Source organism: Streptomyces sp. HUAS TT11, from assembly GCF_051553595.1.
In the GTDB taxonomy this organism is placed as follows: Bacteria; Actinomycetota; Actinomycetes; order Streptomycetales; family Streptomycetaceae; genus Streptomyces.
In genome coordinates, this window is sequence record NZ_CP196184.1 from 3664225 (window position 1) to 3677541 (window position 13317).

Sequence of the window (13317 nt, forward strand, 5' to 3'; positions counted from 1 at the left end):
CGCACGTTGCGCGTCAGGCCCCACCCGTTCCGTGCCCTTGTGGAGACCACATGTTCCCGTACAGCCGCACGCCCCAGCTGCCCACGCCGGAGCAGGCCCTGAGCGGCCGCCCGAAGCCGATCTTCACGGTCCCCGAGCGGCACACGGTGCTCGGCACCCCCCTCCTCGGCCCCTACCCGGAGGGCCTGGAGATCGCGGACTTCGCCCTCGGCTGCTTCTGGGGCGCCGAGCGCACGTTCTGGCGGCTCCCGACGGGCATCCACACGACGCTCGTCGGCTATCAGGGCGGCTGGACCGAGAACCCCACGTACGAAGAGGTCTGTTCGGGCCTGACGGGCCACACCGAGGCGGTCCGTGTGGTCTACGACCCGCGGAAGATCTCCTACGAGCGCCTGCTGAAGGTCTTCTGGGAGTCCCACGACCCCACGCAGGGCTTCCGCCAGGGCAACGACGTCGGAACCCAGTACCGCTCGGCGATCCACACCCACTCCCCCGCCCAGACGACCGCGGCCCAGGCGTCCCGCGAGGCCTACCAGAAGGTCCTCACCTACTCGGGCCACGGCAGGATCACCACGGAACTGCTGCCCGCGGCGGACCGCGAGTTCTATCCGGCGGAGGGGTACCACCAGCAGTATCTGGACAAGAACCCGGGCGGGTACTGCGGGCTCGGCGGCACCGGGGTGTCCTGCCCGATCGGCGTGGCGCCGGCTGAGGGATGAGCAGCGACCTCGACACGGACCGCCTGTCCGCACTATGGCAGCACCAGTATCCGAAAGGGCCTCCCATCGCCCACGAACTGCGCACTGCCTACGGCGACCGTTGGGTGCGCTTCCACAGCCTGCCGGGCTCGAAGCGCTATCCGGAGACCGAGGACGAGTACACCGTCGTCCTCCACCGGTACAACACGGTCCTGGACGAACTCTTCAAGGGCACTGACGTCTACGTCATCACCGTGGCCTGGTCCTGGGAACCGGGCGGACCGGAACTCCCGCCAGAGCGGCACGAGGTGCACCCGCAAGGCGCCCGATGGACGACGCTCGCGTACGACGACGATCCCGACCCCGAACTCCACAGCTACACGCACCTCTACGCCGACCGCCGCCCCTGGCGACCAGGCACGGTCGACGACATCCTCCGCGGAGTGGCAGACGACGTACTCAGTGGAGTGATCATCACCGACAGCGGACTGAGCCGCATCCACCATCCATACGACGGCGGCGCAGACGTCATCGCAACGAGCTCCGCGGAACGCGACCGAATGCGTGACAGCCACCAAGACTGGCTGCCTCGAAACCCCGCCGGCCTTTGAAACGGCGATCGAGAGCTGGCACCAGCGGTACCCGTACAAGAACCCGGCGGGGTAGTGCGGGCTGGGCGGGACGGGGGGCTGAGTGACCCGTTCGAGTCGAACTGGGGCGTTGTGCCCGACGGGCATCGCGCCGGTGCCCGAGGCATCGGAGGAGTAGCCGAACCCGCCTGAGTCCCGTCCGACCGGCCGTGGCATCGGTCGCCGTTCGCGTCGCGCCACGGCCGCGTGGGCTGCGGCGTACGTGCTTTGCGCCTGGCGAGATCCGAGGACGCTGCCCGTTGCAGAGTCGAAAATCGATGGCCGACGGGCATCGGTCGGCCTGACCCTGTAGGCCATGGAAGAACCGCAACGCGGAATCCGTGCGCTCCACACGGCATCCACGATCACCGTCTATCAGGCGTACTCACCGGAGATCGGCATGCCTGCGGTTCGCCAGGGCCGTTTCCCCGCTGCATGGAAGCGGGACCGCATGACCTGGATCAAGCCGTCGTTCCTGTGGATGATGTACCGCTGTGGCTGGGGCACAAAGCCGGGACAGGAGACCGTACTTGCCGTCGAGATCACTCGCGAGGGCTTCGAGTGGGCACTGCGCAACGCGTGCCTGTCGAGTTACGTCCGTGGGCTGCACTCCGATCGCAGCACCTGGCAACGCCGGCTGAAGCGTGCATCCGCTCGCGTCCAGTGGGACCCCGAGCGCGATCTGCATCTGCAGCCCCTGCCGTATCGCTCGCTGCAACTCGGGCTCTCCGGCGAGGCCGTACGACGTTACGCGGACGAGTGGACGGTCTCCATCAACGACGTGACTCCGCTCGCCCGCGAGATCCACGCACTCGTCAGCAGCGGCGACCCGGCCTCCGCGACCCGACTGCTGCCCAAGGAGCGGCCGTACCCCGCCGAGGACGAACTGATGGCCCGCCTGAACTCATGACCGGGCACGCTCGTCCGGGGGCCGACTGCCGTCCACGCGGCACAGGGCAGCAAGGCTCGGCGGGACGGGGGTGTCGTGCCCTACGGGTATCGCTCCGACGCCGGAAGCCGGGGACAAGTAAGCCCGTGCCGTGCGCAAAGGTGCCTGAAGCCGGCCGTCGCGGCACCGGCAGCCCGCACGGTGCCGCGCCCGGCGCTCTCCTCCGCGGCGAACGGCAGTCGTAAATCAGTGGCTCCCCGAGGCGGCCACCCGGGCTGGTCGCCAGGAAAGAACCGCAACGCGGGATTCGTGCGGTCCACGCGGAATCCACGGCTGTCCCTGTGAGCCGGCTCATCTGCTGTTCGAGGGGATGTGAGGGAGGGCGGATCCAGGGTCGAAGCCTGCGAAGGCCAAACCGATGACAAAACCCGCCACCTCCTCCACCTGGCGCGCGCGATCCAGCGTCCCCAGGGTCGCCGGGACTCCGCCGACGTCACGGACCAGTTCGCCGACGACGTCCAGTGCCGTCGCGTCATCGCCGCACATCGCCACCGTCACACGGGACGCACCACCACCGGGCGCGCTCGTCCACTGGCCGGCGGGAAAGAGATGGAACGCCTTCACGACCCGGGCCCCCGGAGCCAGCCCGGTGATCCGCTCGGCCATCGACTCGCCGCGCTCGGTGAGCAGAGCGCCGACGCCATGGCTGACGGCGTTCGTGGGATCGATCAACGGAATCCCTTCGAACACGCCGTCGGACGCACCCACCGACTCCAGCATGTCCTCGACGCCGTCCCAGGACACGGCGAGCAGCACCGCGTCGCGCCCGGTGGCCGCCTCCCGTGGCGTGACAGCGAGCACCCCGAGACCCAGCCGCTCGGCGAGCTTCTCCGCTGTGACCTGCGACCGCCCGCCGATCGCCACCTCATGTCGCGCACGTGCCCAGCCCTCGCCCAGAGCCGCCGCCAGTGTCCCTGTTCCCAGGATTCCGATACGCATCTGTCTGTTCCTCTCCCACAGTGGTCGGTCGGGTGGCTACGGTAGGGAAGGCGTTACGCACCATTCGGTGCGTGGTCGACGCGCGATGATGGGCTGCGAGATGACTGATCACGACGCCCACTGCTACGAGTTGGTCGCCGATTGCCGTTTGCGCGCGGCCACCGATCTCTTCGCCCATACCTGGGACCCCGTTGTGCTGGCGGCGCTTCGCGGGGGACCGCGCCGACGCCGGGACCTGCGGGCCGCGATCGGCGGCATCAGCGACAAGGTTCTGAGCGACTCCTTGCACCGTCTGCTCGCGGGCGTACTGGTCGAGCGGCACGCACATGCCGAGGCGCCGCCGCGTATCGACTACGCCCTGACCGGCTTGGGGCAGAGCCTGGTCGAGGGCCCGATGATGGCGCTCGGACGCTGGGCGGTCGAACACGGTGACGAACTTCTCGAGGCCCAGGAGACAGAGCGGGGAAAAGGGCTGTGAGCGAGGCTCGACGTGAGTCATCAAGCCGCGTTTCCCAGCCTCCTTCGTGTTGCGGGCAGCCACCGGTCCAGGCTGCGCTGCTCCGCGTCGACGCCTTCTCGCGGCAGACGTGGGCAGGGCCGCGTGCCCGGGCCGGCTGTCGCCGTTCGGACCACCCGGGGCGGCCCTTCAGGTGATTGCCGGACGCCTCATGAGCCGGGCAGCCCTCGCAGGGGTACGACGTCTCAGCAGTGGACGGACCAGAACGCCGTGAGGAGCTTGGCGATGTACGCAGTAGTCCGGCGGTACGAAGGGGTGACCGATTCGGCCGAGGCCGCACGTCTCGTGAACGAGGGGTTCGTGCCGCTCATGCGCCAGGTCTCCGGCTTCGTGGCCTACTACTGGATCGATACCGGGGACGGAGTGATGGTCTCGACCAGCGTCTTCCAGGACCAGGCCGGTGCCGACGAATCGATCTCGAGGGCCGCGGACTTCGTACGGGACAATCTTGCGTCTCTGCTCCCCAACCCTCCCCGGGTCATGGCCGGCGACGTGGTGGCTTCCGCGTGACGGCGTCCGGTCCAGCCGTATGAGACGGCCCCCAGCGCCGTACCGGCCTGCAGTGCGCACGTGGTCGCCCTTCACAGCCGTTGATCCCGTCAGGTGCGTCGGCCGCGAAGGGGGGTGTGAACACGACTTGACATGGATCACCGTTGCCCTTCTCCATGTGTCGCCCGCCCGGGAAGGCCCACGCTGAGGGGGGACCGCTGTCTCCCGGCCTCCCCTCACCTCTCGACGAAGTAGGCGTATGGCGCCACCGAGACTCCTTCCGAGACCGTGCGTTCGTCGTGCTCATCGGCTTCGGGGTCGAGGTCAGGGGCCCACAGTGAGCGCATGGACCACACGGAGAATCCGGCATGAAAGTCATGGCCGATGTCTGAGGGCGTGCTCGTGTACCCCCGGGCGTGAAGGTCCGCGACGACGTCATCGAGGAAACGATGGGTCAATTGAACCCCGTCGTAGTGCGCTTCCGTATCGCCGCCTTCACCGCTGTAGTGGATCTCTACGAGTTCGACCGTCTCGTCTTCCGCGTAGGTGATCACCAGCATGGGTGCGGTGGTGTAGACGGCCCGCAGTCCGCCGGGGCCGTGATATGGCGGGCCGGTGCGCTCTTCGACCTGCGATCGCGGGTCACCGATCTTGACCACGTCGACGCCGAGTCCCGGAATGATCTCCATATCGGCCATCCTGCCAGGGAGGGCGAACACCCCCGTCGGCTGCTTGCCCGGAAAAGGTCCCTGGACCTGGCTTGACGTGGATCGAGCCGTCGTTCCTGTGGATGATGTACCGCTGCGGCCGGCCTGCGAAGGCGGGGCAGGAGACCGTCCTGGCGGTCGAGATCAGCCGAGACGGCTTCGAGAGGGCGCTGCGCCACGCGTGCCTGTCGCATTACGTCTGCGGAATGCATCCCGAACAAGTTCCCTGGCGGCGGCAGTTGAAGCGTGCGCCTGCTCGCGTGCAGTGGGACCCCGAGCGGCACCTGCAATCCAGCCCCTGCCGTACCGGTCCTTGCAGCTGGGTGTCCCGGTGCGGCCGTGCGACGCCACGGCGACGAATGGACGGTCGGCATCCGCGACGTGACCCCGGCCGCCCATGAGATCCACACCCTTGTCAGCGGTGGTGACGCGGACTCCGCCGCCCGACTGCTGCCCCAGGAGCGCCCCTGTCCCGTCGGAGGCGAACTCCTGGCCCGCCTACAGGCATGACGGGCCGGTTCACCCGACAGCCGGCCGCGGCCCACTGTGTTCGGGGAGATCCACCTGCTCCGGTGCCACCGGAGAGGTCCGGGCGCACCGAACGCAACCGTGGTCCGGTGCGTCGTAGGAGCGGTACACCGCGAGGCCTGTGCCGTCATCGTCGGACCCAGGGGGACCCATGCCCACACGCACCGCGCAACTGTTCCTCGCCCTCACCCTGCTTGCCGCGGCGGGTGGGGCCGTCGTCGGCTGCGACAGCGGTCGTGGCGCTCAGTCCCGCACCCCCGGCCACAACCCGAAGGCGGAGGCCCGCGCGCGTCAGGTGGCCGATGCCTGGGACGGCTCCGAGGCCGCCCGGGCTTGGCGCACGGGCTACTACCCGATCGGTGAGGCGGTCCAGGTGCCCGAGGACGCCTTCCACGACGAAGCCGACAAGCAGGCCTACGAGAGCGGGAACTTCGTCCTGCGCGGCCGGCTCCCCGCCGCGCCGCGGAAGAACGGCCTGGTGAAGTGGGATGGCGGGGGCTCGCTCACGCTGCCGCTGATGGAGGCACGGCAGGCGTACGAGGCAGTGGCCCGCGGCGGCACCAACGGACCGCAGTTGCCCGTGGTCGGGGCGAAGCTGGGTGAGATGACCCTGGCCACCAGCCGCGGCCCGGCCACCGTCCCGGCCTGGCTTTTCACCCTGGACGGCTACGACACTCCGCTCAAGTGGGCCGCCGTCCGTGCCTCGAAGCCTCCCACGCTGCCGATCGAGCCGGTCGCGGAGGGGCCCAGCGCCGCGCTGCAGCCGCTCCGGCGACTGGTCGGGACGGCGGGGGACGGCCGGTCCGTCACCGTTACGGCCGGCCACGGTGCCTGCGACGACGGTCCTGCCGTGGACGTGCTCGAGACGGACGGGAGCGTGGTGCTGTCCACGTCCGTCGTCGGGACGAAGGACGGTCCCTGCACCGCCCAGCTGCTCAGCAAGAGGATGACGGTGCGACTGGACCGGCCGCTCGGCGACCGCGTGCTCCTGGACGCGTTCACCGGTCGGCCGGTGCCGTACGGACGGCCGTAGGGAGCTCACCGAGTTGCAGCCGGGCGGGGGAGGTGACGGTGCCCGGGGCGGGCAGGTCGTGGTCCCCGGCGACCGGAGCCACGACCTGACCACCGCCGCAGGGGAACGCTCGCCCCGGTCCGGGAAATTCGATTGCCTCCGACCGGCCGATACGCACTAATACGGCACATGGCCGATATCCGGGGCACGTACGACGATCTGTTCACCGCGGTGCCGAATGCGCTGGCCGGGTTGCTGGACGAGGGGGACGCGGGTGCCTCGGTCGCGGTCTTCGTGGACGGCGAGTCGGTGGTGGACGTCTGGGGCGGATTCGCCGACGCGGACCGCACGACCCCGTGGCAGCAGGACACGATCACCAATGTCTGGTCCGTCACCAAGACGATGACGGCACTGTGCGCGCTGGTCCTGGCCGACCGCGGCGACCTCGATCCGGCCGCACCGGTCGCCCGGTACTGGCCCGAGTTCGCCGCGGCGGGCAAGGACAAGGTGCTGGTACGGCATCTGCTCGCGCACACCGCGGGCCTGCCCGACTGGGACGGGCCGATCGAGGAGCTCTACGACTGGCCTGCCGCCACGGCACGGCTGGCCGCGTCGGCCCCGCAATGGGAACCGGGAAGCGCGGCCGGATACCACTCGCTCACCCAGGGGTTTCTCGTGGGCGAGGTCGTACGCCGGATCACCGGCCGGAGCCCGGGCGAGTTCTTCGCGGAGGAGGTGGCCGGGCCGCTGGGTGCCGACTTCCACATCGGGCTGCCCGCCGAGGACGACCACCGGGTGGCGCTCGCCGTCCCGCCGTCGTCGCACGGCGAGGACTACGCCGCGAGCGCGCCCGGCCGCAGCGCGTCCCCGGCCACCGGCACCGCCGTACGGGTCCGTGACGGGAACAGCGTGGCGTGGCGTCGCGCGCAGATCCCCGCGGCGAGCGGCTTCGGCAACGCCCGCTCGGTCGCCCTGGTGCAGTCGGTGATGGCCTGCGGGGGAACGGTGCGTGGGGTGCGGCTGCTGTCGCAGGCGGGCTGCGACCGTGCGAGGGAGGAGCAGTTCAGCGGCGAGGACCGCCTCCTGGGCATGCCGGTCCGTTACGGGCTCGGCTATGGGCTGTTCGGCAACACCTTCGGGTGGGGCGGCTGGGGCGGTTCGCTCGTCATGATCGATCCCGAGGCCCGTATGGCGGTGGCTTACGTGACCCATCAGATGCGCGAACCCGCGGACGACAACCGGGGGCTGGAGCTGGTGATGGCCGCGTACGACGGGCTCATGGGGCTGCGGACGTGATCCGACGGCTGCGTCGTTCGGCGCAGTGGCATCACGACTCCACGTCCTCGGTCTACTCGACGTCGATACCGAAATCCTGAACGAGTTCCTCCAGGCCGCCCGGGTAGCCCTTGCCGCCCAGGACGAAGTCCCAGTCGCCACTCGATCTGCGGCGGAACGAGCCGAGCACCAAGGCGGTTTCGCGCGGGCGGCCGTCGGAGACCTCCAGACGTCCCAGCTCTGCCATCGTCGGGTCGAGCAGGCGGATACAGGCGTCCGTGAAGCCGGAGAGGTCGGCGTCTGGGTTGATCTCCGGGTCGATGGCGGCCACCAGTACGAACCGGTCCGCCTCGTCCGGCAACCCGTCGAAGGAGACGCACATCGCGGTCTTGTCGGGCGCAGTGGCGGGAAGAGTCCGCACGGAGCCGTCCGGTGTCTGTGGGTTGTTGAAGAAGACGAAGTGATCGTCACTGAGGACCCGACTGCCTCGGCAGACGAGAGCGCACACGTCCAGGGCGACACTTCCGGTCCACTGCATGCCCAAGACGTTGTAATCGTCGGGGAGTCGGGTGTCGGGAACCGACGGGGTGGCCGGTGCCGCACCTCGAGGGGCGCCGTCACCCAGGCGCCCGCGGAGTCCGTGCCGGTGGAGCAGGTCCACGAGTTCGGTACCCGAGATCAGTTCCAGCGGTTTGCCGTTGGCGAAGGTGTGGGAGCCGGGGCCGAACCCCGACGTCGTCACGAGGACACCCTTGTTGGCCCCGGCGTCCTGCACGGTTCCGTACAAGTCGCGTACAGCGGTGGGCGGCACCGTGTTGCGGTAGCGCTTCACCTGCACGACGATCTTGCCGCCTCGGATCGGTGTCGGATCCAGTGCGTCGACGTCCACGCCGCCGTCGTTCGAGCGCTGGGTGGTGACGGCCTGCATCCCCATGGCGCGAAACAGATCGGCAACGAGGTTCTCGAAGGCGATCGGATCCATCTCGTACAGGTCGGGGTCGTCGTCGCTGCCATGCGTGACCACACGGTTTCCGACGTCCTGTGGCCGGCGACCCGGTCGCACCGCCGTGAGTTGGTCGGGGCGGGCCGAGAGTTGCCCACGCAGTGCCTCGGCCAGGCAGCTTCCCGCGTCCACCTGGGCCAGGTGGAGTTCGCGGAACGTCGAGTGGGCGGCCATGACGGTTGCCAGGCATATACGTCCGGGTCGGCCCGTCGTAGGGTCGTGCCCGTCGACGAATCCGTTCAAGGTCACCGACTCGAGGGCGCCCTGCTCGTCCGCCGCGAAGAGTTCATGCAGGACCAGCAGCATGCACTGCGCCAGAACCTCCCGATACAGGGCCCGACGTTGGCCTGCCGGTCGTGGAGTCTCCTTGTCCTGGTCCACTCCGGGCATGTACCGGACGGACTTGGCCTCAGGGACGACGCTGTAGGCGGGCAGCTCCCAGTCCAGCACCAGCTGTCCGGCTGCCGAGTCGTAGGCCGCCGCCACCTGGCGCGGGAATCCCTCCGGCCACGCGGTCGAGGCGTAGAGAGCGGCGGAGAAGTACTCGACCACGGAATCCGGATCGCGGCGTCCGACTCCTTCGGTCAGATCCATGACGCCGGCGTTGTGCCGCCGCAGGTCGGTCAGCTGGGCATCGGCCCACTGCTGGTACTCCCGGTGGTACGACGCCAGTTGCTGCTGCCGCTGGACCTCCGCAGCCTGGGCCGCCTGCCGGTCCCGCTCGAAACGCGCCTGGGCTTCGGCCTGCGCCTGAGCCCGGCGGCCGGCAGTCCACCCGCTCTGCGTTCGGTAGTGATCGAAGTTCGGCATGGTTACGGGCTGTGCCAACGGTCCTGGGGCGAAGGGCTGGATCTCTTCGGACCGCATGAGAGAGGAAGCCCGGAAAGCCGGTACCCGACAACCCGAGGCGAGAAGCCCTTGCAGCGACGAAACCTGCGCGTCCAATTCCTCGGTGCGACGCAGCGCCTCTGCCTGCCTGTACTCGCGGTGACTCTGCGCAGCCCGCCGTTGATAGGCACGTGCCTGCTGCGCTTCCTGTCTCCGTCGTCGGGCTTCTGCCTCGATCTGGCGCTGCTGCTGCCTCTGCATCTCAGCCCAGACGCCGACCGAGCCACTGGAACGACGACTCATGTGCTGCAGGCCCTCCCCAAGGCGCTCTGGTTGTCCCCACAACCAGTTGTGACGGGACGACTCTAGTCAGCGATGACCGTCTCGCACATCCACTCGGCAAGAACAATTCCTTCAGCCGTCTCCGCAGGTCAACATGACTGGAAACAACTACGGCCGGGCTGGTCGGAATCCTCGACATCGCATGCAGCCGCGCTGCCGGTGCCTCGTGTGCCGCGTACCGCCGGGTCTGTGACCACGGCCTGGCATGAGTCATCGAGTCGCACGGCACCGCTCCTGCTCCGTGGCTGCCGAGCGGGTCTGCTGTCGCCGCGCCCGCCGCCGGAAGTCACGGACGGACGGTCGTCTCCGCGGTCGTGTCGTCGCCTGCCGGGAGGCCCCGCGGCCCGCCCCCGGCGTCCGCGAGCGGCAGCGGACGGCCCGCCCGGCCGGTGACGACGAGATCCGCGACGTCAGTCCTGGTCCTCGAGAACCGCCAGGTCGCGCTCGGCGTACATGCGGTGCCACCACTCCCCGTTGATGACGGCCAGCAGGCATTCGCGGAGCGGGAAGGTCTCACCCTCGTCCGGCCGGCCGGGGCCCACGAGCGGCTCGGTCCGGCTGTCGAGCTGCTCGTCGGTCAGGCCGTCGGCCACGCGTCGCATCATGGCCGTCGCCTCCCGCCGCAGGGCGAGCGCCTCTTCGAGCGGAGGACGCGCGTCCCGGTCGTGCGGCACCCCTGGCCGCGCCTCATCCGGTCCCACGGCAGGGACAGCGGGTGCCAAGGGCTGGGATCGCCCAGGATGCAGCGGCCGACCCATGACTCGGTTGCGAACGCCAGGTGACGCACGGTCCGGATGAACGACCACGCGCCGTCGACCGACTCGTGCAGCAGTTCCTCGTGCAGTCTGCGCGCCCGCGCGACGGTCGACTCCCCCAGCCGTTCGTCGAGGGGTCCCAGGTCTCCCGGAACCCCTCGGGGGTGGTCGGCCGGAACGTGCGGCGGTCGGGGTGCCTGCGGTCCAGCTCGGCCTCCACCAGCGGCACGACGTCGACCCCGTTGACCACGAGATTCCGGATCTCCCGTCGATGGTGGTGTTGATCATCTCGACGCCGCGCATGACGACCCCGTTGAGCTCACCTGCCCGGAACGTCGCCGCGTCCAGGTACACCGTGGTGAACCGCGCCCCCGTCATGTCCGCGCGCGCGAACTCCGCACCGCGCAAGCCGGGGAAGTCGCTGTCGCCCATGGCGCTCGGACCAGGCCCGGAGAGTTGCCCACCGGGGCCGCGAGGTGAGGGTCTTTCGCCGCCGCGGCCCCGGGCTGCGCGCGGACGTACAGGAGTCGGACCGCCTGCTCGTCCGCGAAGGAAGGAGGCAATACCCCAGGTCCACGGCAACGGCACGCGCCGCCCGCAGGCAGGCCGCCCGTCGGCGCCCGGCGCGGTACCGGACGACCACAACACGGCTCTCCTCGCGGGGACTTGCCCGGCACCCGTGCCGGGTACGGCGGCCCTTCGCAGCCGTGCCGTGGCCGGCTCCGCTCATGCCCTCGCGCCGGCCGTCCCCCTGTCGTCGTGGTAGACCACCAGCGTCAGTTCCGGCCGCTCTGCCAGGTGGAACGCGGTGTACGCGTACTCGATCGCTCCGTGTGCCGGGTGCCGCAGGCGTTTGCGTCCGCTGTGCCGCGGCTGCACCTCGTACTGGGGCCACCAGGCCCGCGCCTGCGGGCTGTTCGCGTTCAGATCGTCGATCAGCCGGGCGTAGCGCGGGTCGGCGGGATGGCGTGCGGCCTGTGTCCGCAGCCGGGCGAGCAGGCCGCGTGCCTCGGGTTCCCAGTCGACCAGGACGTCCCTGGCCACCGGCTCGAGGAACACCCAGCGGACGAGGTTGGCCGGCCGGTCCGCCCCGGTGATGAGCTTCGGGAACAGCTCCTCGGCCGCCCGGTTGTGGCTGAGCACGTCGTAGGTGCCGTCGATGATGTACGCCGGGTTCGGCTGGAGCAGCAGGGGGACGGACGCCACCTCGCCGGCGAGCGGGCGGTGCTCCTCGGCTTCGGCCGCGGGCGCGTGACCGGCGAGCCGGAAGAGGTGCTCCTGCTCGTGCCTGTCGAGCCGGAGCGCCTGGGCAAGGGCGGTCAGGACCTGCTCGGAGGCGCGGATCTCCCGCCCCTGCTCCAGGTACGTGTACCAGGTGGCACTGATCCCGGCCAGCAGCGCCAGCTCCTCCCGGCGCAGTCCCGGAGTCCGCCGTCGGCCGGTGCGGGGCAGGCCGACCTCGTCAGGGGTGAGGCGCTCCCTTCTGCTGCGCAGGAAGGCACCCAGGTCACTCCGTCGGTCCTGTCGCGTGGGCATGAGGGACACCTCTGATTCCAGAATAAGTGCATTCTGGATACCAGGCTAAGTCCGCCGCAGACTGATGTGCGAGCACCGGTCGCGGCGCCGCCGACGGCCTTGCACGGTCGTACCGGCCCGCGGCCGCCCGGTGCACGGCGGCTTCCCGGCACCCATGCGGAAGCCGCGCCACTCGGTACACGGCCATGACGCCGACGACGGGAGAGGACTGCCTTCATGCACGGGATCAGAGGCAAAGTGGTGGCGATCACGGGAGCCGGCAGCGGCATCGGTGAGGCGACCGCGCTGCTGCTCGCGGAACGCGGCGCGCGACTCGTGCTGGGCGCTCGCCGCTCCGAGCGCCTGGCGGCGGTGGTGGCGCGGATCGAGAAAGCGGGTGGCGAGGCCGTGCAGCTGCGCACCGATGTGACCCGGCGGGACGATCTGCGGGCCCTGGTCGCACTGGCCGGCGACCGCTTCGGCCGGCTCGACGTCCTCGTGAGCAACGCCGGGGTCGGTACGATCTCGCCGCTGGACGATCTGCGCGTCGACGAGTGGGACCGGATGGTCGACGTCAACGTGAAGGGCGTGCTGCACGGGATCGGCGCCGCCCTTCCGGTCTTCCGGGCGCAGGGCTCGGGTCATTTCGTCACCACCGCGTCCACGGCCGCGTTCCGCGTCGTGCCGAACATGGCGGTCTACGCCGGTACCAAGCTGGCGGTCCGGGCCATCTGCGAGGGGCTGCGCCAGGAAGCCGGCGACTCCCTGCGGGTGACCACCGTGTCACCCGGCGTGACGGCCACCGACTTTGCCGAGGCGTCGACCAACAGCCGGGTCAGAGCGGAGATCACGACGATGCGTGACCGCATCGCGATCCCGCCCGACGCGATCGCGCGGGCCATCGCGTTCGCCGTCGAACAGCCCCCCACCGTCGACGTGAACGAGATCGTCGTACGGCCCACCGCCCAGAGCTGAACTCCCCCGGCAGGGGTGCGCCTCCACGTCCACGCACTGCCCGCGGAAGCGCCCGGCAGATCGCCGCGGCGGGGACGGCCCTCGTCACCCCGGCCGCTCGTCACCCCCGGCCACTCGTCACCCCGGCCGCTCTCGGGCCACGGCTCCGGCACCCCG

The 13317-nt window shown here is 70.0% G+C and carries 13 protein-coding genes and 1 pseudogene; 9 read left to right on the plus strand and 5 right to left on the minus strand.

Annotation, left to right across the window (positions count from 1 at the left end):
- The first annotated feature begins 50 nt into the window (after window positions 1-50).
- The 3 genes from msrA to ACSHXN_RS16330 all read left to right on the plus strand — a co-directional run bounded on the left by msrA (window position 51) and on the right by ACSHXN_RS16330 (window position 2237).
- Window positions 51-719, plus strand: coding sequence for a peptide-methionine (S)-S-oxide reductase MsrA (gene msrA / locus ACSHXN_RS16320; RefSeq protein WP_356111528.1), 669 nt, complete (start codon window positions 51-53; stop codon window positions 717-719).
- Window positions 716-1309, plus strand: a complete 594-nt coding sequence (locus tag ACSHXN_RS16325; protein ID WP_356111526.1) for a DUF3885 domain-containing protein — start codon at window positions 716-718, stop codon at window positions 1307-1309. The genes msrA and ACSHXN_RS16325 overlap by 4 nt, the downstream gene beginning before the upstream one ends.
- Before the next feature lie 334 nt (window positions 1310-1643).
- Entirely contained in the window at window positions 1644-2237 is a 594-nt protein-coding gene (locus tag ACSHXN_RS16330; protein ID WP_356111524.1) for a DUF4291 domain-containing protein, read from the plus strand.
- 330 nt (window positions 2238-2567) lie between these two features.
- Here the strand turns inward: ACSHXN_RS16330 and ACSHXN_RS16335 are convergent, their stop codons facing one another.
- Window positions 2568-3215 carry an NADPH-dependent F420 reductase gene (locus ACSHXN_RS16335; RefSeq protein WP_438303277.1) on the minus strand — a complete coding sequence of 216 codons (648 nt, stop codon included), beginning with the start codon at window positions 3213-3215 and terminating at the stop codon, window positions 2568-2570.
- A 100-nt stretch (window positions 3216-3315) separates the two neighbouring features.
- Here ACSHXN_RS16335 and ACSHXN_RS16340 point away from each other — a divergent pair, with 100 nt between their 5' ends.
- Together ACSHXN_RS16340 and ACSHXN_RS16345 are read left to right on the plus strand one after the other, a co-directional pair.
- Complete coding sequence (locus ACSHXN_RS16340) at window positions 3316-3693, plus strand: winged helix-turn-helix transcriptional regulator (RefSeq protein WP_438303278.1); 378 nt, start codon at window positions 3316-3318, stop codon at window positions 3691-3693.
- 264 nt (window positions 3694-3957) lie between these two features.
- Window positions 3958-4242 (plus strand): hypothetical protein, encoded by a 285-nt coding sequence (locus ACSHXN_RS16345; RefSeq protein ID WP_438303279.1) that lies wholly within the window; start codon window positions 3958-3960, stop codon window positions 4240-4242.
- A gap of 215 nt (window positions 4243-4457) precedes the next feature.
- Here the strand turns inward: ACSHXN_RS16345 and ACSHXN_RS16350 are convergent, their stop codons facing one another.
- Window positions 4458-4919, minus strand: a complete 462-nt coding sequence (locus ACSHXN_RS16350) for a hypothetical protein (protein ID WP_356111520.1) — start codon at window positions 4917-4919, stop codon at window positions 4458-4460.
- Window positions 4920-4981: 62 nt separating this feature from the next.
- Here ACSHXN_RS16350 and ACSHXN_RS16355 point away from each other — a divergent pair.
- The 3 genes and pseudogenes from ACSHXN_RS16355 to ACSHXN_RS16365 all read left to right on the plus strand — a co-directional run.
- Window positions 4982-5438, plus strand: a pseudogene (locus ACSHXN_RS16355) (DUF4291 family protein); the annotation flags it as partial.
- Window positions 5439-5607: 169 nt separating this feature from the next.
- The gene (locus tag ACSHXN_RS16360) at window positions 5608-6489 is read left to right on the plus strand and encodes a hypothetical protein (RefSeq protein WP_356111518.1); all 882 of its coding nucleotides are present in this window, start codon (window positions 5608-5610) and stop codon (window positions 6487-6489) included.
- A 168-nt stretch (window positions 6490-6657) separates the two neighbouring features.
- On the plus strand, window positions 6658-7764 hold the full coding sequence (locus tag ACSHXN_RS16365) for a serine hydrolase domain-containing protein (RefSeq protein ID WP_438303280.1): 1107 nt from the start codon (window positions 6658-6660) through the stop codon (window positions 7762-7764).
- Window positions 7765-7816: 52 nt separating this feature from the next.
- Here ACSHXN_RS16365 and ACSHXN_RS16370 read toward each other — a convergent pair whose 3' ends face one another.
- From ACSHXN_RS16370 to ACSHXN_RS16380, 3 genes are all read right to left on the minus strand, one after another.
- Complete coding sequence (locus tag ACSHXN_RS16370; protein WP_438303281.1) at window positions 7817-9877, minus strand: restriction endonuclease; 2061 nt, start codon at window positions 9875-9877, stop codon at window positions 7817-7819.
- A 449-nt stretch (window positions 9878-10326) separates the two neighbouring features.
- On the minus strand, window positions 10327-10590 hold the full coding sequence (locus ACSHXN_RS16375) for a hypothetical protein (protein WP_438303282.1): 264 nt from the start codon (window positions 10588-10590) through the stop codon (window positions 10327-10329).
- Between the two features lie 807 nt (window positions 10591-11397).
- Window positions 11398-12207, minus strand: coding sequence for a helix-turn-helix transcriptional regulator (locus ACSHXN_RS16380; RefSeq protein WP_356111510.1), 810 nt, complete (start codon window positions 12205-12207; stop codon window positions 11398-11400).
- 216 nt (window positions 12208-12423) lie between these two features.
- On the opposite strand from ACSHXN_RS16380, the gene ACSHXN_RS16385 reads away from it, so the two are divergent.
- Window positions 12424-13161: an SDR family oxidoreductase gene (locus tag ACSHXN_RS16385; protein WP_355796438.1), complete on the plus strand. Its 738-nt coding sequence runs from the start codon at window positions 12424-12426 to the stop codon at window positions 13159-13161.
- Window positions 13162-13317: the final 156 nt, after the last annotated feature.